We start from the raw sequence: 22,949 nt of genomic DNA, 5'->3' as shown, positions 1-22,949 counted from the left end.
CGTTGCGCGGACAATTCTCCCTGCTTTCTAGCTTGGCGTTCGTAACCTTCGCTGCCGGCTACCGCTTGATCTTGATGGCATAATACCAGCGGTGCAGCTGATCGCAGGTGCGGAACCAATGTGCCGTCAGCCGCAACAGAGGATGACGCTTGACCGCGCGATAATGCATCCGTTTGCCGATCGTGGTGTCGGCGCGGTGCGGACCGAAGTCGACCAGGTTCTCGAATGTCGTGAATGTCTCGACGCCGGTCGACCAGCCGCGCTCCAGAGCGACGTCATAGGGCAGAAGCATGGGCTTCAGCGTCGTCAGCAGCTTCTTGGCCGCCTTGCGATTGACGATATAACAGGCAGCCGAACCCTGCGGGCCGTGCATGCAGCGGCCGATCATGTCGTTTTCGCTGGTTTCGCAGATCGGTTTGAAGCCGACGAGACGGTGATTGACGAGTTTGACGAGACGCGCTCCCTGAACGCTTTCCATCGCCGCGATTGCGCGCGGGATCAGCTTCTCGTTGAGCTCGACGTCGTCCTCCATGATGATCGCCATCTTGTCGCCGCTGGCGACGAATTGCTCAAGCGCGATCAGATGACTGCGGTAGCATCCATATTCTCCCGGCAGCAGCTTGCGGCCGTTATGGTAGACGAATGAATGCGGGTGGAAATCGAGGCGGTCCGCCTCCGCAATCACGCGACCGTCGACCGCAGGGATGCGCGTAATGTGCAGATCGTATTCGACGGCCTGGTTGCATAAATGCTCCCAGCGATCGCGCGAGCGATCAAGATTGATGACATAGATCGAGAGCTGCTGAGCGGCATCGTCAGCGATCTCCGGGTCGTCAACGGAAGGGATGCGATTAATCTGTTCGAGAATGACTGTTACTCCTTCAAACAGAAATCGTGTCGACAGCAACTAAGATGGCAATATTTATACCATATAACATGCATATGACTTGTCGCAAATCGCTATTGCACGCTCATGTTGCATTCGTCGATAAAAGCATTTTCTTTGGTGTAACGTTGCGTGAACGCCTGTCCGCCGGTACGAAAACCGCCGTCTGCGCGCGATTTTGATTGGAGTCCCGTTGGCGTGGAGCGACCGCCCCATTATATATGCTTGATGCGGCGCGTGGTCGTTGCGCTCGCATCTGTAAAGGAGCGTAACAATTCATGTGCATCAAGTCGAAATTCGCCATTGTTGCCCTGTCCCTTGCAGTCCTGATGCCAGCGACCGCCTTTGCCGACAATCCGCTGCTGCCCAAGCCATATGTCGCACCCGTCTATCCTTACAAGGACCTCCCCGGCGTCACCGCGCCGAAAATAATGGCCGACGAAAAATTTCAATGCCAAACGACGACCCTTTATCCGGACTATTGGGGCGGGGGGCTCTACTACCGGGGCCTGCCTCGTCTCGGCTATGTCTGCGACCAGAATGGCGTTATTTCCAGCAGCACCAGAAAGCCGAACTATCAGTATTGGCAATATAACGGTCCGGACAGATGACGTCGTAGGCGATCTGCCGAATTAAGCGGCAGCGCAATCAAGGCGAGCGAAGCTTGCGGTTTATGTCGTGTAAGTTTTGATGGCGATCTGAAAATAAATTTCATGTTTTTGGTAAAATGCGCGAACGTCGTTGACGAATGCGAAAATTTGCCCCAAGGTTACGAAAATAAATTACGTAATGGGAACTCAAAAAGCATGCGAGTTGGAATCATTGGGCTGGGATTCCGCCTGGGCTATCTGGGCTATGTCTTCAAGGCGATCGACGAAAGCTTCGAAATTGCCGGTTATGTCGACCCGGAACCCGCAGGCCTGCCCGGTCTGATCGAGCAGGGCGTATCGGCCGGCAAGGCCTATGCGACACCGCAGGAACTGATCGCCAACGAGAAGATCGACCTGCTGATGATTGGTTCGCCGAACCACATGCATCTCGACCATATCCGCATCGGGCTTGAGGCCGGTCTCAAGATCTTCTGCGAAAAGCCCGTCGTTACATCAATCAAGGACAGCATCGAGCTTGCCCGCCTGATGGCAAAGTATGGCCATGAGCGCCTGAATGTCGGCCTCGTGCTGCGTTACTCGCCGATGTATCGCGATCTCCTGGCCGCCCAGGCCGAAGGGAAGCTCGGCCATGTCGTTTCCATCGAGGCGGCCGAACATATCGAGCCCTATCACGGCGCTTTCTTCATGCGCGACTGGCGCCGCTACCAACATTATTCCGGCAGCTTCATGCTGGAGAAGTGCTGCCACGACCTCGATCTCTATAATGGCGTGGTCGGCGCACGTCCGGAGCGGGTCGCAAGCTTCGGCGGCCGCAAGAGCTTCATTCCGGAAAACGACCCGGCGCGGGAAGGCATCAACGATCTCGAGCTTTTCCATCGCAAGCCGAGTGGCTGGATGGGGTCGGACAAGGTTTTCGACAGCGACGGCGACATCATCGACTATCAGGTGGCGATCGTCGAATACGCCAACGGCGTCGGCATGAATTTCCACACCAATCTGAACGTGCCGGACCAGTTCCGCCGCTTCGCCGTCATGGGCTCGCGCGGCATGGCCGAAGGCGATTTCATTCGCGGCTACTTCAATGTCCATGAGGTGCTGACGGGCAAAAAGGTGATCGAAAATACCTACGCGGCCACCAAGCTCTCCCAGCACTACGGTGCCGACGAGCAGATGGCTGCCGATATCATCGCGAACGTCAAAACGGGGCTGCATCTGCCGGTGTCGACCCTGAACGCGTTGGAAGCCGGCATTCTCGCGCTGTCGATGGATGAGGCCCGCATGAAGAAGACCGTCGTCGATCTCCGACCGATCTGGGACGAGTTCGACGAAGCGCTTCATTCAAGAGCCGCCTAGGGAGGGGCGCAGGATGGGTGTTCAACGCAGCACGGTCATCTTCGCCTGGCTCCTGCTTTTTCCGGCTCTTCTCTACGTCACCGTCATCGTCGCCTATCCTTTGGTCGACACCGTCATCCTGTCCTTCACCGATGCGTCGTTGAAGAAGGTGACGAATTGGGTCGGTTTCGAGAACTACGCGAAGATCTTCAACGACACCTTCGCAGGCGTCATCATCCGCACCTTCATCTGGACCTTCTTCTCCGTGTCGATCAAGATGATCATCGGCACGCTGGGCGCGGCACTCCTGAATTCGGCAGTTCCGGGCCGCGCGCTATTCCGCGTGCTGACCATGCCGCCCTGGGTTGTTCCCATGGCGATCGGCATCTTCATGTGGGGCTGGATGTATAACGGCCAGTTCGGCATGATTTCCGGGCTGCTGCAGCGCTTCGGCATCGTCGACAGTCCGGTGGCGTTCCTCGCCTATGGCAGTTCGGCCTTCTGGGCGACGATCGTGACCGACGTCTGGATCGGCGTGCCGATGGTCACTCTTTACATGCTCGCCGCCATGCAGGCGATCCCGCACGATCTCTATGAGGCCGCCTGGACCGACGGCGCCGGCCGTTTCTATCGCTTCCGCCGCATCACCCTGCCGCTTTTGGTGCCCTCGCTGGTCACCATGTCGATGCTCTCCCTGATCGGCACCTTCAACTCCTTCGACATCATCTGGATCTTGACGCGCGGCGGCCCGAACGGCGAGACGACGACGATGATCATCGACACCTACCGCACCGCGATCGGCTCCTACAAATATGGTGAGGGTGCAGCCCGTGCAGTGCTGATCTGCATCTTCCTGTCGATCTTCTGCCTTGCCTATTTCCGCGTGACCAGCCGCTTTTCCACGGGAGCCAAGCAGCGATGAGCCAGCCTTCGATGATCAATCGCTACAAGTGGTACGAGCTCATCGGCATTTACGCCGGGATTCTGCTGTTCCTGACCTTCGTCCTGGCCCCCTTCGTCGAAGGGTTTCTGGTCTCGCTGAAGCCGCTCAGCCAGCTCTTTTCGTCGCCTTACCGCTTCATTCCCGAAAACGGCTCGTTTGCAGCCTATCGCACGATGTGGACCAGCGTGCCCGGCTTCGGCTGGTATATCTTCAATTCGTTCCTGATTTCCGGCGTGAGCACTATTATCGTGCTGATCCTCGTCGTGCCGGCGGCCTATGCCTTCGCGCGCTTCGAGTTCAGAGGCGCCGGCCTGCTGCTCGGTGCCTTCCTGGCGGTCAACATGTTCTCCGGCGCCGTGCTGCTGATCCCGCTGTTCCGGCTCATGCGCTCCTTCGGCGTGCTGAACACCTATTTTGCCATGATCATACCGGGTGTCGCTTTCCTCATTCCCTCCGGAATCTGGCTGCTGCGCACCTATATGATGCGCATTCCGAGGGAGCTCGACGAGGCGGCCTTTGTCGATGGTGCCAGCCATTTCTATACGCTGCGTCGCGTCATTCTGCCGATCGCCATGCCCGGCATCACCGTTGTCGCCATTACCACTTTCATCGGTTCCTACGCGCAGCAGTTCATCTACGCGCTCACTTTCAATTCAAAGACGGAATATATGCCGCTGCCGGTTGGGCTGTTTGCCTATTTCGGCCGGCAGGAGGTCGTCTGGAACGAACTCATGGCCGCAAGTTTCGTCGGCATCGCGCCGGCTCTGGTCGTGATCTTCTTCCTGCAACGGTATCTCGTCAGCGGTTTGACCGCCGGCGCGGTGAAGCAATAAAATCAAATCAACCACCAGAGAGAACGGGAGCTTAAACGTGACATTCCATTTCAAGACGGGGCTTCTTGCCCTTGCTTTGCTCGGCTCCACCGCGCTTGGCGCCGTGACCGCGCACGCGGCTGACAAGGAAATCAGCTGGATCTATTGCGGTGACAGCATCGATCCGATCCATGTGAAATACATCAAGCAGTGGGAAGACAAGAACCCGGGCTGGGCCGTCAAGCCTGAAGTCGTCGGTTGGGAGCAGTGCCAGGACAAGGCAACGACGCTCGCCGCCGCCGGTACGCCGGTCGCCATGGCCTATGTCGGCTCGCGCACGCTGAAGCAGTTCGCCGACAACGATCTGATCGTTCCGATCCCGATGACGGACGACGAGAAGAAGGCCTATTATCCAGGCATCGTCGGTACGGTAACCTTTGATGGAAAGCAGTGGGGCACGCCGATCGCGTTCTCGACGAAGGCGCTCTACTGGAACAAGGACCTCTTCAAGCAGGCCGGTCTTGACCCCGAGAAGCCGCCGACCACCTGGGCCGAGGAAATCGCCGACGCCAAGCAGATCAAGGAAAAGACCGGCATTCCGGGCTACGGCCTGTCGGCCAAGACCTTCGACAACACCATGCACCAGTTCCTGCACTGGGTTTACACCAACAACGGCAAGGTCATCGACGGCGACAAGATCACCCTCGACAGCCCGGAAGTCTTGGCCGCCCTTCAGGCTTACAAGGACATCACGCCTTACTCGGTCGAAGGACCGACGGCCTATGAGCAGAACGAAATGCGCGCCATCTTCCTCGATGGCAAGGTCGGCATGATCCAGGCCGGCTCCGGCGCTGCTGCTCGCCTGAAGGAAACGAAGATCAACTGGGGCGTCGCTCCGTTGCCGCTCGGCCCGTCGGCCAAGGGTCAGGGCACGCTGCTCATCACCGACAGCCTGGCCGTCTTCAAGGGTTCCGGCGTCGAGGACAAGGCGATCGAATTCGCCAAGTTCATCACGTCTCCCGGCCCGCAGGGCGAATACGAACTGCAGGGCGGCGCCGGCCTCACGCCGCTGCGTCCGTCTGCACAGGTAGACGAGTTCGTCAAGAAGGACGCCTCCTGGAAGCCGTTCATCGACGGTATCGCCTATGGTGGTCCTGAGCCGCTGTTCAAGGATTATAAGGGCTTCCAGAACGTCATGATCGCCATGGTCCAGTCGGTGGTGACGGGCCAGGCTCAGCCGGCGGATGCCCTGAAGAAGGCTGCTGCCGATCTCGAGCAGTATAAGTAAGTCTGCAAGTCACCGGGCCGCGCGCACCGCGCGCGGCCCTTGGAGCCCTGCCCGCCAAATGGCGGCGCCGCGCGGAGACAGAGTTTGGGAAAGCTGCACCTTAATCAGGTCAAGAAATCTTATGGTCATTTCGAGGTCATCAAGGGCGTCGAGCTCGACGTAAATGACGGTGAATTCATCGTCTTCGTCGGTCCGTCCGGCTGCGGCAAGTCGACCTTGCTGCGCATGATCGCAGGCCTCGACGAAGTGACCAGCGGCGACATCATGATCGATGGTGGTCGCGTCAATGATCTGCCGCCTGTCAAGCGCGGCATCGCCATGGTCTTCCAGTCCTATGCGCTCTATCCGCATATGTCTGTCTTCGAGAACATCGCTTTCCCCTTGCGGGTCGAGAAAATGGCGGAGGACAAGCTCAAGGCCAAGGTCGAGAATGCTGCCCGCATTCTCCATCTCGATCAGCGCCTACAGCAGAAGCCGGGCCAGCTTTCCGGCGGCCAGCGCCAGCGCGTCGCCATCGGCCGCGCCATCGTGCGCGAGCCGAAGATCTTCCTCTTCGACGAGCCGCTGTCGAACCTCGACGCCGCGCTGCGCGCCGATATGCGCATCGAGCTTGCCAAGCTGCACCGCCAGCTGCAGGCGACCATGATCTATGTGACGCACGATCAGGTCGAGGCGATGACCATGGCTGACCGGATCGTCGTGTTGAACGCCGGCGAGATATCGCAGGTCGGCGCGCCGCTGGAGCTTTATCACAAGCCGGCGAACACCTTCGTTGCCCGTTTCATCGGCAATCCGAAAATGAACTTCCTGCCCGTCACCTGCACCGGCGTCAGCGATGCCGGCGTGGAGGTGGATTACAAGGGGCAGAAGGCTCTGTTGCCCGTAGCACCGCGTCCGGGCTTCGTCGGCAAGGCGCTGACCCTCGGCATCCGGCCGGAACACGTGCAGCTCGGCGGCGGCGATCTGACCCTGACCATCGTGCCGACGGTCGTGGAGCGTCTTGGCGCCCAGACCGTCGCCTATGCCACGACTGATGGGATCGACGAGAATTTCTGCGCGACATTGCCCGGGAGTGCCGCCGTCCGCATGGATACGTCGGTCAAGGCGGGCATCCGTATCGGCGATTGCCATCTCTTCGACGAGAACGGCCAGGCTTTCGAGCGCCGGGTGGAACTTACCGAAATCGACATGGAATTGCTGAACAAGGCCGCTTCCTGAGGGGAGGCGGCCCCCCGCAAGCAACCATCCGTCCTCGTGGTTCGAGACGGCCCTTTGGGCCTCCTCACCATGAGGACTGATCATCTCGCCCAGCTTACGGCTCGCTCCGCCCTCATCCTGAGCCTGTCGAAGGACGAGGGTGGCCCGGGAAGCACCACCAGGGCGGATGGGTGCCGAAGCTACCAGACCAAACCGCGAGCCGCCACGTCCTCGACGCGCGTCACCACGCCATCGCGATGGAATACCATCTGGTCGAACAGGTTGGAGACAACGCAGGTGTGGTTCGGGATGATGCGGATCTTGTCGCCGATCTGCGGGCGAGCGCCGGCGCACTTCGACAGGTCGATGACGCCGTGTTCCTCCGAAAGTCCCTTGATGACGGCATCGGGGTAGCCCACCACCTGGCCATAATCGGCAAAGCCGAGCAGATCCGAGGTCAAAGCTTTCGAGCCGGCATCGATGACGGCGCGATCTTCGGTCGGGCGCGAGACGACCGTGGCGAGGATATGCATGGCGCAGTCCTCCTCCTTGCAATGGCCAGCGCGTACCATCGAGCGGTCATTATAGATATAGGTTCCAGCACGATGCTCGGTGGCGGCCGTTACCAGATGCGCCTCGAACAGGCTCGGCGTACCGCCATTGCTGACGATCGGGCATTCGATGCCGTCCACTTTCAGGAGCCTCACGGCTTCCGACAGAAATTCCTGCGTTGCGGCAGCGCTATCCGGTTTCGGATAGGTCATCAGGCCGCCGAAGACGAGGCCCGGCTTGCCGGCAATATGCCTGCCGAGCCTTGCTGCCTCGGCAGGCGATTGCACGCCGCAGCGCGCGCCGCCGGTATCGCATTCCACCAGCACGGTCAGCGGCTTGCGCGCCACGAAGTAGTTGGAAAGACCATCGACCGTCACTGCGCTGTCCGCCACGACCTTGAGCCCGGCGATGCGGTCGTTCAGAGCGGAAAGGCGCGTGAGCTTTTCCGGCCCGAGAATATTGAAGGTGATCAGAATATCCTCGAAGCCAGCATCGGCAAAGACTTCCGCCTCGGTGATCTTCTGGCAGTTGATGCCCTTGGCCCCGGCGGCGACCTGGGCGCGGGCCAGTGCCGGGATCTTGTGCGTCTTGATATGCGGGCGGAAATTCAGGCCGTGCGCGTCCATGTAGGACTGCACGCGGGCAATGTTTCCAGCCAGCCGGTCTTCGTCGATGACCGGGCGCGGCGTGGAGAGGCTGTCGATCTTGTCGCCGGGCTTGGGGCTGATTTCCGAGGCGATGTCATGTGCCATGTCAGGCGTCTTTCCGTTCTTCCGCAAAGGGGTCTGCCACCATCGGCCAGAGATCCTTTCGCGCGCGGCGATAGGGCGTGCTTGCCGGGTTGTTGGGATAAGGCGTTCCCGCCGAGCAGTAAAGGATCTCCGCGGCGATCTTGGAGAAGGACGCATAGAAATGATTGGTCGATTTGATGACCAGGATTTTCTTCTTCGTCGGATCGATCCCCATCACGGAAAACAGGCTTGGATCGAAGCTCTGCGCGCGCGTCGAATTCAGGATGATGTCGATACCATCGAGCTGAATATGCGCGGCATCGCCGAAGGGCGCAAAGCTTTCGCCAAACCGCATCTCGGCATTGGGGACGAGGCGGATGATCTTGACCAAGCCGTCGATAGGATTGCCCGTGCCCGGTGCCGATTTGGCGCCGAAGCGCAGCGGGATTTCCGCACCTTCGCCGGCCGCCATGCAGATCTGTACCGCCATCGGGTCCCAGATCGTGCCGATCGCCGTGTCGGTGGCGCGGTGGTCGAGCAGTTCCTGCAGGATCACGGTCGCGTCGCCGGCCGTGCCGCCGCCGGGATTGTCCCAGAGATCGGCAATGACGACCGGGCCGGACGATGCGGCCATGGCCTCGCTCACCGCCTGCTTCTCGTCGATCTGCGGCATGATGAAAGTGCCGCGCTTCGAGAAAAGTTCCAGGCCGAGATCGCGGGCAATCGCAGAACCTTTATCCGGCTTATTATCGGTGACGACAAGCAGCTTCGTACCCATTTCGGGCACGTCGCCTGCCATGAAGCCATGAATGACCGAAATCGACAGAATGTCCGCGTCGCTCTTTTCCATCGCCATGATCTTGTCGACGAAGGAGCGCATCGGATCGCGCGACGTCGGAAAGACATCGATCATGCGGCAGTCAAAGACGGACATGACCGGCTCGACCCGGCCTTCCAATGTGTCGATGGCGATGCGCCATAGGTCCTCGGCGCGATCGACGAAGTCAGTATGCGGGAATTCCTTGAAATAGACGAAGAAATTCGCGGCCGTCAGACGCTTCTTGGTCAGGTGGCTGTGCGGATCGAGCTCGGCGCAGACGAGGATGTCAGGCCCGACGATCTCGCGGACGCGCGTGAGGAAATCACCTTCCGTGTCCTCGTAACCATCCGCAACCATGGCGCCGTGCAGCCCGAGGGCGACGGCATCGACAGGCATTGCCGCCCGCAGCTGGTCGAGGATTTCGTCGCGCAGCTCCTCATAGGTCCGGCGGTTTACCAATCCAGCGGGGTCGGCCCAGGTGGCGGTGCCCTCGATCACGTCCCAGCCCTTTTCCACCGCAATGCGCCGGCCGACGGTGATCGGCGCGGAGCACAGCGTCGGCGTTTCCGGATGCATGCCCGGCGGCGCATAGAGAGAGGCTTCGAAGGCGCGTCGGTCGATGCAGATGGGGGAGAAGGTATTCGTCTCGGTCGCAAGGGCCGCGGTGAAAATGCGCAATGCAGTCGCCTCTATTCCATGGGGTTCGGCAGGTAACCGGTGAAGCCGCAGATCTTCCAGCGCCCTTCATGCAGGCGGCAGTAATAAAGTGTCTGCCACTTCATCACGTCGATGCCGCCGTCCGACTTCTTCAGGCTGCCGTCGAACTTCTTGCGCACCAGCGCCATGTCGCCTTCGATCTCGATGTCTTCGAGCGTCGTCGTGGTGAAGATCGCGGTGCGCGCATCTTCGGCAAAGGATTGTGTCGCGAAATCGCGTGCCTGGCGCAGCCATTCGTCGCGATAGGCCGACAGCGTCGGGAAGGCGAGGCGCCATTTGTCCGGACTGATCTCACGCTTTCCGTCGATGCCGATGAAGCCCTCTTCGACGAAGTCGCCTGCAACCATCGACCAGTCGGCGGCAAGAAAGGCATCGATATCGCGTGGAACGAGCATTTCCCAGATCGAGTGCCTGGCAGTATCGCTGGCAGGGAAGGGATTCTTGAAAGGATCACGCATTGTATCCGCCGTCATTTAAATTCTTTTCATAATTCGCGATTTTCACTGGTCAAATTCCGCTTTCTATGGTCACTTGTCAACGTATCAAGAAAATAATTTGCAGGAACCGCATGATGACCATCGCATGTCAGGGTCCGGCCGAATGGGAACGAATGACAAGCCGCATCTGCTCGCAAACCTGCTCATAGGCGCTGGCGGAAATGGCGAGGTTGAGATGGATCGCGTCGCTTACTACGTGTCCGACGTATGTAACGCTGCGACAAAGGGGGGCTGATGGATATCTTCACGACCATGCAGGACGAGAGGGGCCGGCTTTCGCAATCGGAGATCCGCATCGCCGATATCGTCCTCAATGATTTCGAATTCGCCGTCAACGCATCCATCATCGAGCTGGCCGGCAAGGCCGACGTATCCCCGCCGACGGTGACGCGCTTCTGCCGGCGTCTCGGCTGCGAGAGCTTTTCCGATTTCAAGGTGCAGCTGGCGCGCACCGCCTATGTCGGCATGCGTTATTTGAAGCCCGAGCCGAAGAGCATAGCGCCGGCCGACGTCGCTCAGGACATTATTACCAAGGCGCAGAATGCGCTCTTCCTGTTGCATCGCGGTCTGGACGTTGGTGCCATCGAGCGGGCGGCAAACCGGCTTGCCGGTGCGGAGATGATCTATGCCTTCGGCTCCGGCGGCAATTCCTCGATGATCGCGACCGAGCTGCAGAACCGCTTGTTCCGGCTTGGCCTTCGCATTACCGCAAGTTCCGACCACAGCATGCAGCTGATGATGGCGGCCGCCGCCAAGCCGACGGATGTGCTGATCGGTTCATCCTTCTCCGGCCGCAACGCCGAGCTGGTGCGCGCTTTCGTGCTGGCGCGCGAGGCCAAGGTGCCGACCATTGCGCTGACGCAAAGCGAAAGCCCGGTAGCGCGTGCCGCCGAGATCACGGTGCCCGTCGACCTGCCTGAAGGAGACAATATCTATCGGCCGACATCGACCCGCATCGCCTATCTCGCCGTGGTGGATATTCTCGCCAGCCTGATCGCCTACCGCATCCAGCCGCAGGCCACGGTGACGCTGCGCCGGATCAAGCAGCAGCTTGTCACTCATCGCGATGGCGACGATCGGCAATTGCTCGGGGATTAAGGAAGGTTCCAAACGGCTTTGCGTCCGGAGCCGTGCGGCAAACAACAATAGGGAGCGGCGGGCGTTCGCCGCTCGGGGACTAAAATCAGAGGGAAGCATATGACTAAATCCGTTGCCATCGTCACAGGGGCGGCCGGCGATATCGGCCGGGCCATCGCAAAACGTCTGGGAGATGACCATGATATCATCCTGCTCGTCGATATCGACGAGGCCGCCGTGCGAAAGGCGGCGGGAGAGCTCGGCCCGGCGGAGCGTTTCGTCTCGTTCAAGGCGGACATCACCAGTGAAGCAGATGTCGCTGCCATGGCCAAGGCCGCATTGGATCTCGGCGGGGTGAAGACGCTCGTCAACAATGCCGGCGCTGCCCGCGCCGTCAGCCTTCATGACACCACGCCGGCCATCTGGCGCGCCGACAATGCCCTCAATCTCGAGGCGGCCTTCCTGTGCTTCCGCGCGGTCGAGGATCAGCTGAAGGCGTCGAACGGGTCGGTCATCAATATCGCCTCCGTCAACGGCATGGCCGTCTTCGGTCATCCGGCCTACAGCGCCGCGAAGGCCGGGCTTCTGCATTTCACCCGGCTGGTCGCAGTCGAATACGGCAAGTTCGGTATCCGCTCGAATGCGGTCGCGCCGGGCACCGTGCGCACCCAGGCCTGGGAAGTCCGCGCCGCCGCCAATCCGAATGTCTTCGAGGAGGCAAAGCGCTGGTATGCGCTGCAACGCGTCGTCGATCCCGTCGATGTTGCCAATGCGGTGTCCTTCCTTGCAAGCCCGCTTGCCTCGGCCATCACTGGCGTCTGCCTGCCTGTCGATTGCGGCCTCACGGCCGGCCAGGCTGAGCTTGCCCACACCTTCTCTCAGTCCGAACACTACTGATGCCAGCCGGCAAAAGGGAATAGAAAGCAGCCGTCCTGCCTTCATCTCGAGAACACCTGATCGTACTCCAGCCGCCGAAAGCGATTTTCGGCGGCTTTTTCACGCGAGCGAATATGAAGGGGTTGCCGCCTTGCATGGCTATCCAGCCCACGGAGTTGCCATCCCCGTCGGGAAGAAGCCGGCCCAGGCCATCACGGTCACGGCTGTAATGACAAGCAGGTACCACATCGCGAGATAGTCGCCGACCAGGCGCCGGTTCAGTGCGGCAAAGAGAAGAGCGGCGCTCAAGGCAAGCCAGAGCAGATTGCAGACGTGGTCCATTTTGTTGTTCCCCTTATTCGTCCTGCCCTCCCGGGCGCAAAGGTAACCAGATCGGGGACGCGAGAGGTAGCGTGATGGCGGGATGGAGGTTTGCGCAGAACGGGAAGCGCGGATAGGCCGATCCGTCCCGGAGCTTCGGAAGACCGCCACGACCACGCGGTCACCGAGCCATGCGTCCGCATCGGAGCCTCTCCGCCGAAACCTCGACAAAATCTTAACGACACGCCTGCGGCACGGGAACATCCCGCCGTCGCTCCCCGTTATCGTACCATGATGTGAGGCGAGGAGTTGGAGCCATGGACTATTATGTGACGATGGCCGCATGCGTCGGCACCGGATCGTTTCTGATCGCAGCGTTGATAGCGCTTTACGGCTGAGGAGGCGAGGGCATGGAACACGGTGATTGGAGAAGCCCTGTGATAGTCGATCTCGGCGGCGCTGGCCGCTATGCGATCATAACCAACGCGCTGGATGCAGCGAACTGCATGAGCGACGAATGGCCGGTAAATGGCGGGCCTGCTGTGGACGAGGCGGTGCTGCTATGCCTCGATGCCGTACTTGGCAAGGCGTCTGCGGAGGAAGCGCGCCGGGCTTTCCTGGATGCGGCGCACGAAGCCGGGCTCAGCGTCAGGCCGGATAGCGAAAGCCTTCACTAGCTCGCGACGGAGTAGGGAGGGGCGGCAGACGGCGAGCAGCTCGGAGGCATCCGGAAACGAAGTGCTCAGATCATCCAGAAGATCAAAGCGAGGATCACGATGACGGCGAGGATGAAACCCATCATCCTCCCAAGCCCTTCGTTGACATTGCCATTGCCGACGATCAGCTCGTACCAGTCGCTCTTGTGGTCCATCGAAAATCCCTCAAGGTTTTCCCTATTAGGTCGATATCTCCTCCGGCAGTCAATGATCCAAGATGTTGGATATCATCCCCCCATCGGGCCTTCATCGCGTCCTGCGCTGCGTTAAGGAACCGGTCGAACAAAGGTTTTTCTGGGGATGCCGAAGGCAGGAATTTTCATCCGCCGAGCCTGTTTCAAGACAAGCCCGTGTGAACTTCCGGCGAACCGAAAGCTGCACTTTACGAACTTGTTAAGTCTTGATTTCCTTGAGAAATCGATGTTTCTCAAAAATGGAATGGTGCCCAGAAGAGGACTCGAACCTCCACACCCTTTCGGGTACCAGCACCTGAAGCTGGCGCGTCTACCAATTCCGCCATCTGGGCGACGGACACGCATGTACGGGGGTGGCCGTCCGGTGTCAACAGGGTTTTTGAAGTTTTCGTGTCAATCGTGAAAAAAGCGAGTGAAGCCCGGGTCAAACCCGGGCCGCAGCCCATGCGCTGATGAGGCCAAGTCCCTGTTCCAGCGAGGCCTTTGCCTCGTCTTCGCTCGATGCTTCCACATAGCAGCGCATTTCCGGCGCATTGCCGGAGGGCCGGAAATGGATGATTCGGTTATCCACAAGCGTTACCCTGAGCCCGTCGATGTCACTCTTGGAGGCGACGGCGGCGACGGGTTTCAGGAAATCCGCAAGATTGGCGTCGGAAGCGCGCAGATAAGCCATCAGCGCGGCGCTGGTTTCCACGGGGAAATTCTCCAAGCGGTCGGCGGCGGCAAAGGGCAGGCGGTAGCCGCCGGCAACGGCGGAGAGCGGCTTGCCTGCCTTTGCTGCGGCGTAGAGCGTCGCCAGGATCGGCAGGAAGCTGTCGCGCGTCGGCAGCGGCTCGAAGGACTTGCCCTCGACGGTGAAACGGCTGGCCGTCAGCGTGCCGCCATTGGCCTCGAAGCCCATGACGTTCGCCTTGCCGGCGGCAATGGCCTCGTCCATGCCGGCGATCACATAGGGCGAGCCGACGCGGGTGCGGGTGACGGCATAGGAGCCGGCGGCCTCGATGCCAGAATTGGAGGTGACCGGCGTGACGACCACCTGTGCGCCGAGGAAATTTGCGGCCATAAGCCCGAGCAGGTCGCCGCGCAGCGGTTCGCCGGTTTCGTCCGCCACCAGAGGCCGGTCGCCGTCGCCATCGGCTGAGACGATCGCATCCAGACCGTACTCCGGCGCCCAGCCCTTCATGAGACGGATGGTCTCGGCGGAGACTGCTTCGGTATCGACCGGAATGAAGCTTTCGGAGCGGCCGAGCGGCACCACGCGGGCGCCGTAATGGGCAAGCACCTGGCCGAAAAGATCGCGCGCCACCGTGCTGTGCTGATAGACGCCGATCGTCAGGCCGGCGAGGCTGCCTGATGGCAGCAGGCCTTTATTGCGCAGAAGGAACAGTGCCTCCGTCTCGGCCGTGCGGTTTTCCGCTTCTGCTGGCGTTTCGTCGAGCACGGAATCGCCGATCGTCAGCGCTTCTTCGCTGATCGCCACTTCGTCGCGCTTGTCGATTTCGCCATCCGGACGGTAGAACTTGATGCCGTTGCGGTCGGCGGGGATATGCGAGCCGGTGATCATCAGCGAGGCCGCTTTCAGCTGCAGCCCATAAAGTGCGAGAGCCGGTGTCGGCAATGTGCCGCAGTCGATCGGCGTCAGGCCGGCCCGTTTCAGGGCGCCGATGCAGGTGGCCGAGATCGCCGGGCTCGATTCGCGGAAATCGCGGCCGATGAGAATGAGATCGCCTGGCTTGGCATGGCCGTTCTTCAGCAGATGGCGGGCAAAGGCCGTGGCATAGAGCGCGGATGCCCGTCCCGTCAGGTCTGCGGATAGGCCGCGAAGGCCGCTGGTGCCGAATTTCAAGCTGGTCACAGACAGTCTCCCTTTCAATGATCGCGCTGTTATGGAGCAAGCGGCGGCGGTGATCAACTCATCGTGCCTTCATCCGTTCCGGTTGCGATAAGACTGGTTTTGCGATTGCAAAGACCCCAAATAGGTTTGAGGGCGCAGCGGTTGCGGCATCGGTTCGCAGCGCCCGGAACAGGAGTTCGTCATGGCTGTCTTCGGTAGGATCGCGCTCGGTTGCACGTTCGGCTTCGCCCTGCTGGCGCAGGCGGGTCTCGCCTTCGCGGCTTCGAACCCTCCAAGGGTCGTCATCCCCCAGCGTGGCACCAATTCCGTCATTTGCGATTTCCGTGGGTGCTTCGGCTTCGGTCCGCAGCAATTCTATACGCGGCCAGGCCAGCCGCTTCCCAACGGACCGCCCTATACGAACGGGCGCAACGTCTATGACAACCCGCGAATTCAGATACCCCCGCGCGAAGCCCCTACGCCGCCGCCGAGGGCGCTCTATCCTTCGCCGGCCCAAAAACTCAGGCAGCATCAGACCTGGTGTGCCGAGCGCTATCGGACATACAATCCCGGCACCAATAGCTATACCACGATCAACCAGGGCACCCGGACCTGCCGCTCGCCTTTCGGCTGACAGGCAGGGATAAAGTCGGCTCAGCTTTCCAGCGATGCGCGGTCGGTATGGCCGAGATCGCGCTCGGGATCGATAATATCGCGCACCCGCTGTTTCAGCTCCTTCGGCCCGGGGAAGCCGCCGTCGCGCTTGCGCTCCCACAGAAGCTCGCCGTCGATCCGAATCTCGAAGACGCCGCCGGTGCCCGGTATCAGCGCCACTTCGCCGAGGCTATCGGTAAAGGTCTGCAGCAGCTCCTGCGCCATCCAGCCGGAGCGCAGCAGCCAGTTGCATTGGGTGCAGTAGAGAATGGTGATGCGGGGCTTGTCGCTCATCGTCCTGATCCTTGTCGCTTGCTGAGATCTAGGATCAACTTTGGCTCGCCGCAAGGCAAAGCTATTCCGGGAAAAGTGCCAAGCGGCTTTCCGTCGAGCGCTGAAATGCTCTGGCCACTTGCCTCTCCCGCCGCCACATGCTCATCTCTGGCTGCAACATGTTCGGGAATCATCGGAATGCGCGTCGCCATTATCGAGAATATGAAGAACACCCCGCTCGGCGCTCTCGGCATCGCGCTCGAAGAGGCCGGAGCCCAGATCGAATGGTTCCGCCCCTGGAGCGGTGAAGCGCTTCCGAAGGACACGTCATCCCATGACGCGCTTGTCGTGCTCGGCGGCGAGCAGAGCGCGCGTGACGACGATACCCATCCCTATCTGCCGGAACTGGCGCGGCTGATGCGCCGCTTCGAGAGCGAGAACAAGTCCGTGCTCGGCATCTGCCTCGGCAGCCAGATCCTGGCGCGCGCCTATGAGGCGGAAAATCTGCTCGGCACCGCCCATGAATTTGGCTGGAAGACGGTTGGCCTGACCGATGCCGGCAGGAGAGACCCGCTGCTGGCCGATGTCGGCGACGAATTCACCATCTTCGAATGGCATGGCGACACCTTCACCTTGCCTACTGGTGCCACGCGCCTTGCCGCCAACGGCGTTACGCCGAACCAAGCCTTCCGTATCGGCCGTGCCACCTATGGCACGCAGTTCCATTTCGAAGCCAATGCCGCTGTGGTGGATCGCTGGCGCGTCGAGTTCAAGGAAACGATCGAGCGCAAGGAGCCCGGCTGGCTCGATCGCTATCCGGAACTTGTCGCCAGCCATGCGGCAGCGGCAGAGGCGGCCGGTCTCGCGATCGCGCGGGCCTGGGTGGGAACGGTAGAGGCGCAGGCGGAGCTTCCCGAAGCCGCGAGAGCCTGAGGATTGCCGGAGGTGCCCGGTTCTCAAGGCCGAAGAACGGCTGCGATACACCGCGCCCACATATTTTGACATGAAAGGAGATAACATCATGAGCACGCTGGAACTACCGAGCGAGGGCGGTTGCCGCTGCGGGCAGGTGCGACTGAAGATCAGCGCCAAGCCGCTGCTGACCATGGCCTGTCACTGCACAGGCTGCCAGCGCATGACGGCCGGCCCCTATTCGCTGAGCGCCGCCATCCCCTCGCAAGGTTTTGAGGTGACGGAGGGCGAACCCGTCATCGGCGGCCTGCACGGCGATGCCATCCATCACTATTTCTGCCCGCATTGCATGAGCTGGCTGTTCACGAAGATGGAAGGCGTGGATTGGTTCGTCAATGTCCGCGCCACCATGCTTGATGACGTCAGCTGGTTCACGCCCTTCGTCGAGACCTGGGCGAGCGAAAAGCTGCCCTGGGTGACGACGCCGGCCAAGCACAGCTACGCCGCGCTGCCGGCGATGGAAGATTATGAGGTCCTGACGAAGGAATATATGGCGCAGGCTTAATGCCGAAGCGGCAAAGCTGTGCCGTCAGAACTGGCGATACTGCGCAAGAGGCAGACCATGCTTTTCGACATGGGCATTCGCCTTAGCAATTGCCTCTGCATTTTCAATGAGCCAGAGACGCTCGCGCTCAACTTTACTGACGCGAGCGTTATTCTCGATGGGAGCTGAGATACCGCTCTTCGGGTCGCTCACTCGTCCCCCATCTTCAGCGCGGCGATAAACGCTTCCTGCGGGATTTCGACCTTGCCGAACTGCCGCATGCGCTTCTTGCCTTCCTTCTGCTTGTCGAGCAGCTTGCGCTTGCGGGTGGCGTCGCCGCCGTAGCACTTGGCGGTCACGTCCTTGCGCAGTGCCTTCACCGTCTCGCGGGCGATGATGCGCCCGCCGATGGCGGCCTGGATCGGGATCTGGAACATGTGCTGCGGGATCAGGTCCTTCAGCTTCTCGCACATGACACGGCCGCGCTTTTCGGCGGCAGAGCGGTGCACCAGCATGGAGAGCGCGTCCACCGGCTCGGCATTGACGAGGATCGACATCTTGACGAGATCGCTCTCGCGATAGTCGGTCAGGCTGTAGTCGAAGGAGGCGTAGCCCTTCGAGATCGACTTCAGTCGGTCATAGAAGTCGAAGACGACTTCGTTGAGCGGCAGGTCGTAGGTGATCATCGCGCGGTTGCCAACATAGGTCAGTTCGGTCTGGATGCCGCGGCGGTCCTGGCAGAGCTTGAGGATCGAGCCGAGATAGTCGTCCGGCGTCAGGATCGTCGCCTTGATCCACGGCTCGCGGAATTCGGAAATCTTGACGACATCGGGCATATCCGCCGGGTTGTGCAGCTCGATCTCGGTGCCGTCGGTCATGGTGAGCTGATAGACGACCGAAGGCGCCGTCGCGATCAGGTCGAGATTGAATTCGCGCTCCAGGCGCTCCTGGATGATTTCCAGGTGCAGCAGGCCGAGGAAGCCGCAGCGGAAGCCGAAGCCGAGAGCGGCGGACGATTCCATTTCGAAGGAGAAGCTGGCGTCGTTGAGGCGCAGCTTGCCCATGGCCGAACGCAGGTCCTCGAAATCGGCGGCATCGACCGGAAAGAGGCCGCAGAACACCACAGGCTGAGCCGGCTTGAAGCCCGGCAGCGCTTCGGCGGTCGGGCGCTTGTCCTCGGTGATGGTATCGCCGACGCGGGTATCGGCCACTTCCTTGATCGAAGCGGTGATGAAGCCGATTTCGCCGGGGCCGAGGCTGTCGACGGCGACCATCTTCGGCGTGAGAACGCCGACGCGCTCGATCTGGTACTTCGCATCCGTCCCCATCATGCGGATGGTCTGGCCCTTGGTCAGCGTGCCGTCGATGATGCGCACGAGAACCATGACGCCGAGATAGGTGTCGTACCAGCTGTCGACCAGCAGCGCCTTCAAGGGCGCCTTTTCACCGCCCGCGCTCTTCGGCGCCGGCAGCTTGTGAACGATGGCTTCCAGAACGTCGGGAATGCCGAGACCGGTCTTGGCCGAAATCAGCACGGCGTCCGATGCGTCGATGCCGATCACTTCCTCGATCTGGTCCTTGATGCGGTCGGGTTCGGCCGCCGGCAGGTCGATCTTGTTGAGGACGGTGACGAGCTCGTGATTGTTGTCGATCGCCTGATAGACGTTGGCGAGCGTCTGCGCTTCGACACCCTGGCTGGCGTCGACGACCAGCAGCGATCCCTCGCAGGCCGACAGCGAGCGCGAGACTTCGTAGGCGAAGTCGACGTGTCCGGGCGTGTCGATCAGGTTGAGAATATAGGTCTCGCCATTGTTGGCCTTGTAGTGCAGGCGCACTGTCTGGGCCTTGATGGTGATGCCGCGCTCGCGCTCGATCTCCATATTGTCCAACACCTGCTCGGACATCTCGCGTTCGGCCAGGCCGCCCGTCGTCTGGATCAGGCGGTCGGCCAGCGTCGATTTGCCGTGGTCGATATGGGCCACGATCGAGAAGTTGCGGATATGCGAAAGCGGAGTGGTGGAATTGGTGCTCATGCGCGCCATATAGCAGCGCCGCCCCGCGCCGCAAAGCGGAAAAGCGGGGCTTTGGGGGCTATCTTCACGTTATGTTAGCCTTTTCCGGCCCGCCGCTGATGGACTCCGAACCTCACTTGATTCCATCATGGGATCGTGTATTTCTCATATAGTAGAATTTAAGGGCGTGAGACATAGGCAATGGCGGATGATGATCTGGAACTGGCGATCGGCGCGCGCATCAAGGAGCTGCGCATCGCCCGCGGCCTGACGCTGGACGAACTCGCCAATGCCTCGGCCGTTAGCCGCGCCATGATCTCGCGTATCGAGCGGGCGGAGGCGAGCCCGACGGCCTCGCTGCTGTCACGGCTCTGCGCGGCCCTCGGCCTCTCACTTTCGGCCTTCTTTGCAGAGGAGGATGAAGAGGTATCGCCGCTTGCCCGCCGCGAGCAGCAGGCGATCTGGCGCGATCCGGGAACCGGCTATGTCAGACGCGCCGTCTCGCCGCCGGGCACTGGTTCGAAGGTCGACGTCGTGGAAGTCACGTTCCCCGGCGGCGCGCGTGTCATCTTCCCGCCGAATACGGCGAGCGCCGATATGACCCAGCACGTCTGGCTGTTCGAGGGCGAGATGGAAGTGACGCACCGCGATGTCATCCATCATCTCCTGCCGGGCGATTGCCTCTTCATGGGCGTCGGCGACGGCCACGCCTTCCATAATCCCGGCGAGGGTCCGGCGCGCTACAGCGTCATCCTCGATCGCGGCCGTTCATAACTCCAAGGATCTTTTCATGACCGATATTCGCCTTCTCTCCGCCGTGGATGCTCGCAATAGGCTATCCGATCTCTGCGATGTGCTTGTCGATTGCGTCAATGGCGGCGCCTCCGTTGGCTTCATGCAGCCCTATGGCGTGGCCGATGCCTTGCCCTATTGGCGAGGGGTCGCCGACAGCGTCGAGAGCGGCGCGACGCTGCTTTTCGTTGCCTTGATCGAGGGCCGGGTTGTCGGAACGGTGCAGATCGGCATCGCGCAGATGCCGAACCAGCCGCATCGCGGCGATCTGAAGAAGCTGCTGGTGCATCGATCGGCGCGGGGCAAGGGACTTGCCCGTCTTCTGATGGAGGCTGCGGAGCGCGAAGCGGCCCGTGTCGGCAAGAGCGTGCTTGTATTGGATACCGCGACCGGCAGCGATGCGGAAGCGATCTATCCGCGCCTCGGCTGGCAGCGCGTTGGCGTCGTGCCGGACTATGCGATGTGGCCTGAAGGTGGGCTTTGCGACACGACCTTCTTCTATAAGCGCCTTGCCGCCTGACGAGGGCAATTCAGGCAGAGAATGCAGCAACGGCATCCCGCAATGTCGAACCCGGTGTCCATTGCATCGCCTTCCAGCCGAATTGCCGCGCGGCCTCGATATTGGCCTCCACATCATCGATGAAGCCGATTTCGCGCGCTGGAATTCCTGCGCGCTCGGTCGCCAGCCGGAAGAATTCGGTGGCAGGCTTCTGATGGCCGAGGGCGGCGGAATAGAAAATGCCGTCGAAACGCGAGGAGAGCTTTAGAGTGTCCATCAGATAGGCGGCGCGCATGTGCTCCTGATTGGTCGCCAGGAACATCTTCGTTCCTCCGGCGCGCAGCGCAGCGAGATCGTCGAGCAGCCCGTGATCGAGGCGGGAATCGTTTTCGAACCAATAGTCGATCAGCGTCCGGGCGCGGAGGTGGGGAGCGATCTTTCCGAGAACCTCCGCAAGCCTCGGCTCGATCGCGTCGCGGCCGGTGACGATATCGGTCCAGTAGATTTTGAAGAAGGCCTGCCGCAGCAGCTCCACCTTCAGCCCGAGATCGCGTTCCAGATAGGTGAAAAGCGGCAGCCCGTCGCTTGGCCGGCCATGCACCAACACGCCGTCGACATCGACCATCAGGATTTTCATGCCGGCTGTCTCCAACTCCCCGAATAGAGGCGGAAGGTGCAGTTGTTTGCGATAGTGTTCAAGGCCGCATGCTGCTCTTTTTTCCCGGACGTAGTGCGTGTAAGCCTGTGCGTCGGGAAGATAACTCAGTCTGTCTTGGAGGAGGCGACGTGCGGGTCATCTATTCGGAGGATCACAAGCTCAGGGATGCCAAGACCGAGCTGCATGATGGCCAGCTTGTCGCGCCCTTCGAAGCGCCTTTCCGCGCCGAATGGATTCTGGCCGCCGCCAGGAAAGCCGGCTTTACCGACGTCGTTGCGCCCGAAGCCCATGGGCTGGAGACGGCGCGCAAGGTGCATGATCCGGCTTATCTCGATTTTCTCGGTGTCGTCTGGGAGCGCTGGGTTTCCGCTGGATACACGGGCGAGGCGATCGCCAATTCCTTTCCCGTCCGGCGCACCAGCCAGCGCGTGCCTGACAATATCGTCGGCATGATCGGCCATTATGCCAACGCTGCCGATACGTCGATCACCAAGGGGTCCTATGAGGCGGCGCTTGCGTCGATGCGCTGCGCGCTGACCGGCGCCGACTGGCTTCACGCCGGCAATCGCTTTGCCTTCGCGCTCTGTCGCCCGCCCGGTCATCACGCCGGTATCGATCTCTTCGGCGGCTATTGCTTTATCAACAATGCCGGCGTTGCCGCACAGCGCCTGCGCGATCATGGTGCGGCCAGGGTTGCCGTGCTTGATGTCGATTTCCATCATGGCAACGGCACGCAGGACATTTTCTACAGCCGAGGCGATGTCTTCACCGCCTCGCTGCATGGCGATCCCATGCATGCCTTTCCCTATTTCCTCGGTCATGCCGACGAGGAAGGCGAGGGCGAGGGGGCGGGCGCCAACCGCAACTACCCCATGCCGCGCGGCACGCCCTGGGAGGTGTGGTCATCGGCGCTCGACGATGCCCTTGCTCGCATCAAGGCCTTCGGGGCGGAGGTGATCGTGCTCTCGCTCGGCGTCGATACCTTCGAGCGCGACCCGATCTCCTTCTTCAAACTCAACTCGCAGGATTTCGTCCGCATGGGCGAGCGCGTTGCGGCTGCGGGTCTGCCCGTCCTCGTCTGCATGGAGGGCGGCTATGGCGTGCCCGAGATCGGCCTCAACGTCGCCAATGTTCTGAGGGGCCTCGAGGCTTAAGAGGTGCTTGCATCAAAGCGTCTGATCGCAGCATGAAAAGTTTGAAT

The 22,949-nt window shown here is 60.9% G+C and carries 25 protein-coding genes, 1 tRNA gene and 1 pseudogene; 15 read left to right on the top strand and 12 right to left on the bottom strand.

Annotated features, from left to right (window positions below; translation table 11 throughout):
• Positions 1-58 precede the first annotated feature (58 nt).
• Complete coding sequence (locus tag BJ928_RS06735) at positions 59-907, bottom strand: glycosyltransferase family 25 protein (protein WP_082011766.1); 849 nt, start codon at positions 905-907, stop codon at positions 59-61.
• 257 nt (positions 908-1,164) lie between these two features.
• Here BJ928_RS06735 and BJ928_RS06730 point away from each other — a divergent pair, with 257 nt between their 5' ends.
• From BJ928_RS06730 to ugpC, 6 genes are all read left to right on the top strand, one after another.
• Positions 1,165-1,497 carry a hypothetical protein gene (locus tag BJ928_RS06730; protein WP_047628681.1) on the top strand — a complete coding sequence of 111 codons (333 nt, stop codon included), beginning with the start codon at positions 1,165-1,167 and terminating at the stop codon, positions 1,495-1,497.
• A gap of 195 nt (positions 1,498-1,692) precedes the next feature.
• Positions 1,693-2,850 carry a Gfo/Idh/MocA family oxidoreductase gene (locus BJ928_RS06725; protein ID WP_047628680.1) on the top strand — a complete coding sequence of 386 codons (1,158 nt, stop codon included), beginning with the start codon at positions 1,693-1,695 and terminating at the stop codon, positions 2,848-2,850.
• Positions 2,851-2,863: 13 nt separating this feature from the next.
• Positions 2,864-3,751: a sugar ABC transporter permease gene (locus BJ928_RS06720; protein ID WP_047628679.1), complete on the top strand. Its 888-nt coding sequence runs from the start codon at positions 2,864-2,866 to the stop codon at positions 3,749-3,751.
• Complete coding sequence (locus tag BJ928_RS06715; protein ID WP_047628678.1) at positions 3,748-4,605, top strand: carbohydrate ABC transporter permease; 858 nt, start codon at positions 3,748-3,750, stop codon at positions 4,603-4,605. Before BJ928_RS06720 ends, BJ928_RS06715 begins: the two co-directional genes overlap by 4 nt.
• A 37-nt stretch (positions 4,606-4,642) precedes the next feature.
• On the top strand, positions 4,643-5,872 hold the full coding sequence (locus BJ928_RS06710; RefSeq protein ID WP_047628677.1) for an extracellular solute-binding protein: 1,230 nt from the start codon (positions 4,643-4,645) through the stop codon (positions 5,870-5,872).
• Positions 5,873-5,956: 84 nt separating this feature from the next.
• On the top strand, positions 5,957-7,090 hold the full coding sequence (gene ugpC / locus BJ928_RS06705) for a sn-glycerol-3-phosphate ABC transporter ATP-binding protein UgpC (RefSeq protein WP_047628676.1): 1,134 nt from the start codon (positions 5,957-5,959) through the stop codon (positions 7,088-7,090).
• A gap of 179 nt (positions 7,091-7,269) precedes the next feature.
• Here the strand turns inward: ugpC and BJ928_RS06700 are convergent, their stop codons facing one another.
• From BJ928_RS06700 to BJ928_RS06690, 3 genes are read right to left on the bottom strand one after another with little or no spacing between them, the layout of a single operon-like run.
• A complete protein-coding gene (locus tag BJ928_RS06700) occupies positions 7,270-8,373 on the bottom strand; it encodes a D-TA family PLP-dependent enzyme (RefSeq protein WP_047628675.1) in 1,104 nt (367 codons plus the stop codon).
• 1 nt (position 8,374) lies between these two features.
• Complete coding sequence (locus tag BJ928_RS06695; RefSeq protein ID WP_047628674.1) at positions 8,375-9,850, bottom strand: M81 family metallopeptidase; 1,476 nt, start codon at positions 9,848-9,850, stop codon at positions 8,375-8,377.
• 11 nt (positions 9,851-9,861) lie between these two features.
• Positions 9,862-10,347: a hypothetical protein gene (locus BJ928_RS06690; RefSeq protein WP_047628841.1), complete on the bottom strand. Its 486-nt coding sequence runs from the start codon at positions 10,345-10,347 to the stop codon at positions 9,862-9,864.
• A 273-nt stretch (positions 10,348-10,620) separates the two neighbouring features.
• Between BJ928_RS06690 and BJ928_RS06685 the strand changes: the two genes are divergently transcribed.
• Both BJ928_RS06685 and BJ928_RS06680 read left to right on the top strand, forming a co-directional pair.
• Positions 10,621-11,484, top strand: a complete 864-nt coding sequence (locus BJ928_RS06685) for a MurR/RpiR family transcriptional regulator (RefSeq protein WP_047628673.1) — start codon at positions 10,621-10,623, stop codon at positions 11,482-11,484.
• Positions 11,485-11,583: 99 nt separating this feature from the next.
• Positions 11,584-12,360: an SDR family oxidoreductase gene (locus BJ928_RS06680; RefSeq protein WP_047628672.1), complete on the top strand. Its 777-nt coding sequence runs from the start codon at positions 11,584-11,586 to the stop codon at positions 12,358-12,360.
• Positions 12,361-12,498: 138 nt separating this feature from the next.
• Here BJ928_RS06680 and BJ928_RS06675 read toward each other — a convergent pair whose 3' ends face one another.
• Positions 12,499-12,681, bottom strand: a complete 183-nt coding sequence (locus tag BJ928_RS06675; RefSeq protein WP_047628671.1) for a hypothetical protein — start codon at positions 12,679-12,681, stop codon at positions 12,499-12,501.
• Positions 12,682-13,070: 389 nt separating this feature from the next.
• Between BJ928_RS06675 and BJ928_RS06670 the strand changes: the two genes are divergently transcribed.
• On the top strand, positions 13,071-13,337 hold the full coding sequence (locus BJ928_RS06670) for a DUF982 domain-containing protein (protein ID WP_047628670.1): 267 nt from the start codon (positions 13,071-13,073) through the stop codon (positions 13,335-13,337).
• Between the two features lie 65 nt (positions 13,338-13,402).
• Here BJ928_RS06670 and BJ928_RS39715 read toward each other — a convergent pair whose 3' ends face one another.
• The 3 genes from BJ928_RS39715 to BJ928_RS06660 form a co-directional block, all read right to left on the bottom strand.
• Positions 13,403-13,531: a hypothetical protein gene (locus BJ928_RS39715; protein WP_281024110.1), complete on the bottom strand. Its 129-nt coding sequence runs from the start codon at positions 13,529-13,531 to the stop codon at positions 13,403-13,405.
• A 284-nt stretch (positions 13,532-13,815) separates the two neighbouring features.
• Positions 13,816-13,902, bottom strand: a tRNA-Leu gene (locus BJ928_RS06665).
• Positions 13,903-13,994: 92 nt separating this feature from the next.
• Positions 13,995-15,425: a phosphomannomutase gene (locus tag BJ928_RS06660; protein WP_047628668.1), complete on the bottom strand. Its 1,431-nt coding sequence runs from the start codon at positions 15,423-15,425 to the stop codon at positions 13,995-13,997.
• A 181-nt stretch (positions 15,426-15,606) separates the two neighbouring features.
• Here BJ928_RS06660 and BJ928_RS06655 point away from each other — a divergent pair, with 181 nt between their 5' ends.
• A complete protein-coding gene (locus BJ928_RS06655) occupies positions 15,607-16,038 on the top strand; it encodes a BA14K family protein (protein ID WP_047628667.1) in 432 nt (143 codons plus the stop codon).
• Between the two features lie 20 nt (positions 16,039-16,058).
• On the opposite strand, the gene BJ928_RS06650 is transcribed toward BJ928_RS06655, so the two are convergent.
• Positions 16,059-16,352 carry a SelT/SelW/SelH family protein gene (locus tag BJ928_RS06650; protein ID WP_004108029.1) on the bottom strand — a complete coding sequence of 98 codons (294 nt, stop codon included), beginning with the start codon at positions 16,350-16,352 and terminating at the stop codon, positions 16,059-16,061.
• Positions 16,353-16,529: 177 nt separating this feature from the next.
• Between BJ928_RS06650 and BJ928_RS06645 the strand changes: the two genes are divergently transcribed.
• Both BJ928_RS06645 and BJ928_RS06640 read left to right on the top strand, forming a co-directional pair.
• Positions 16,530-17,264 (top strand): type 1 glutamine amidotransferase, encoded by a 735-nt coding sequence (locus BJ928_RS06645; RefSeq protein WP_047628666.1) that lies wholly within the window; start codon positions 16,530-16,532, stop codon positions 17,262-17,264.
• Between the two features lie 88 nt (positions 17,265-17,352).
• On the top strand, positions 17,353-17,808 hold the full coding sequence (locus tag BJ928_RS06640) for a GFA family protein (protein ID WP_047628665.1): 456 nt from the start codon (positions 17,353-17,355) through the stop codon (positions 17,806-17,808).
• A 24-nt stretch (positions 17,809-17,832) separates the two neighbouring features.
• On the opposite strand, the pseudogene BJ928_RS06635 reads toward BJ928_RS06640, so the two are convergent.
• Both BJ928_RS06635 and lepA read right to left on the bottom strand, forming a co-directional pair.
• Positions 17,833-17,955: pseudogene (locus tag BJ928_RS06635) on the bottom strand (type II toxin-antitoxin system CcdA family antitoxin); the annotation flags it as partial.
• Between the two features lie 41 nt (positions 17,956-17,996).
• Positions 17,997-19,829 carry a translation elongation factor 4 gene (gene lepA / locus BJ928_RS06630; protein ID WP_047628664.1) on the bottom strand — a complete coding sequence of 611 codons (1,833 nt, stop codon included), beginning with the start codon at positions 19,827-19,829 and terminating at the stop codon, positions 17,997-17,999.
• A gap of 171 nt (positions 19,830-20,000) precedes the next feature.
• On the opposite strand from lepA, the gene BJ928_RS06625 reads away from it, so the two are divergent.
• Positions 20,001-20,573 (top strand): helix-turn-helix transcriptional regulator, encoded by a 573-nt coding sequence (locus tag BJ928_RS06625; RefSeq protein WP_047628663.1) that lies wholly within the window; start codon positions 20,001-20,003, stop codon positions 20,571-20,573.
• Positions 20,574-20,589: 16 nt separating this feature from the next.
• A complete protein-coding gene (locus BJ928_RS06620) occupies positions 20,590-21,111 on the top strand; it encodes a GNAT family N-acetyltransferase (protein ID WP_047628662.1) in 522 nt (173 codons plus the stop codon).
• Positions 21,112-21,121: 10 nt separating this feature from the next.
• On the opposite strand, the gene BJ928_RS06615 is transcribed toward BJ928_RS06620, so the two are convergent.
• A complete protein-coding gene (locus BJ928_RS06615; RefSeq protein ID WP_047628661.1) occupies positions 21,122-21,727 on the bottom strand; it encodes an HAD-IA family hydrolase in 606 nt (201 codons plus the stop codon).
• Between the two features lie 149 nt (positions 21,728-21,876).
• On the opposite strand from BJ928_RS06615, the gene BJ928_RS06610 reads away from it, so the two are divergent.
• Entirely contained in the window at positions 21,877-22,902 is a 1,026-nt protein-coding gene (locus BJ928_RS06610; protein WP_047628660.1) for a histone deacetylase family protein, read from the top strand.
• The last annotated feature ends 47 nt before the right edge of the window (positions 22,903-22,949 follow it).

Source organism: Rhizobium sp. WW_1, assembly GCF_003610155.1.
GTDB lineage: Bacteria > Pseudomonadota > Alphaproteobacteria > Rhizobiales > Rhizobiaceae > Rhizobium > Rhizobium tropici_A.
This window is presented reverse-complemented; position numbering and strand designations above follow the sequence as displayed.

Bases quoted from the DNA above. Each gene is read 5' to 3' on its own strand.
- BJ928_RS06730 (WP_047628681.1), top strand. From the start codon at position 1,165: ATGTGCATCAAGTCGAAATTCGCCATTGTTGCCCTGTCCCTTGCAGTC.
- BJ928_RS06690 (WP_047628841.1), bottom strand. From the start codon at position 10,347: ATGCGTGATCCTTTCAAGAATCCCTTCCCTGCCAGCGATACTGCCAGG.
- BJ928_RS06720 (WP_047628679.1), top strand. From the start codon at position 2,864: ATGGGTGTTCAACGCAGCACGGTCATCTTCGCCTGGCTCCTGCTTTTT.
- BJ928_RS06645 (WP_047628666.1), top strand. From the start codon at position 16,530: ATGCGCGTCGCCATTATCGAGAATATGAAGAACACCCCGCTCGGCGCT.
- BJ928_RS06615 (WP_047628661.1), bottom strand. From the start codon at position 21,727: ATGAAAATCCTGATGGTCGATGTCGACGGCGTGTTGGTGCATGGCCGG.
- BJ928_RS06670 (WP_047628670.1), top strand. From the start codon at position 13,071: ATGGAACACGGTGATTGGAGAAGCCCTGTGATAGTCGATCTCGGCGGC.
- BJ928_RS06675 (WP_047628671.1), bottom strand. From the start codon at position 12,681: ATGGACCACGTCTGCAATCTGCTCTGGCTTGCCTTGAGCGCCGCTCTT.
- BJ928_RS06715 (WP_047628678.1), top strand. From the start codon at position 3,748: ATGAGCCAGCCTTCGATGATCAATCGCTACAAGTGGTACGAGCTCATC.
- BJ928_RS06655 (WP_047628667.1), top strand. From the start codon at position 15,607: ATGGCTGTCTTCGGTAGGATCGCGCTCGGTTGCACGTTCGGCTTCGCC.
- BJ928_RS06650 (WP_004108029.1), bottom strand. From the start codon at position 16,352: ATGAGCGACAAGCCCCGCATCACCATTCTCTACTGCACCCAATGCAAC.
- BJ928_RS39715 (WP_281024110.1), bottom strand. From the start codon at position 13,531: ATGGACCACAAGAGCGACTGGTACGAGCTGATCGTCGGCAATGGCAAT.
- BJ928_RS06625 (WP_047628663.1), top strand. From the start codon at position 20,001: ATGGCGGATGATGATCTGGAACTGGCGATCGGCGCGCGCATCAAGGAG.
- BJ928_RS06685 (WP_047628673.1), top strand. From the start codon at position 10,621: ATGGATATCTTCACGACCATGCAGGACGAGAGGGGCCGGCTTTCGCAA.
- BJ928_RS06725 (WP_047628680.1), top strand. From the start codon at position 1,693: ATGCGAGTTGGAATCATTGGGCTGGGATTCCGCCTGGGCTATCTGGGC.
- BJ928_RS06700 (WP_047628675.1), bottom strand. From the start codon at position 8,373: ATGGCACATGACATCGCCTCGGAAATCAGCCCCAAGCCCGGCGACAAG.
- lepA (WP_047628664.1), bottom strand. From the start codon at position 19,829: ATGGCGCGCATGAGCACCAATTCCACCACTCCGCTTTCGCATATCCGC.
- BJ928_RS06640 (WP_047628665.1), top strand. From the start codon at position 17,353: ATGAGCACGCTGGAACTACCGAGCGAGGGCGGTTGCCGCTGCGGGCAG.
- BJ928_RS06680 (WP_047628672.1), top strand. From the start codon at position 11,584: ATGACTAAATCCGTTGCCATCGTCACAGGGGCGGCCGGCGATATCGGC.
- BJ928_RS06620 (WP_047628662.1), top strand. From the start codon at position 20,590: ATGACCGATATTCGCCTTCTCTCCGCCGTGGATGCTCGCAATAGGCTA.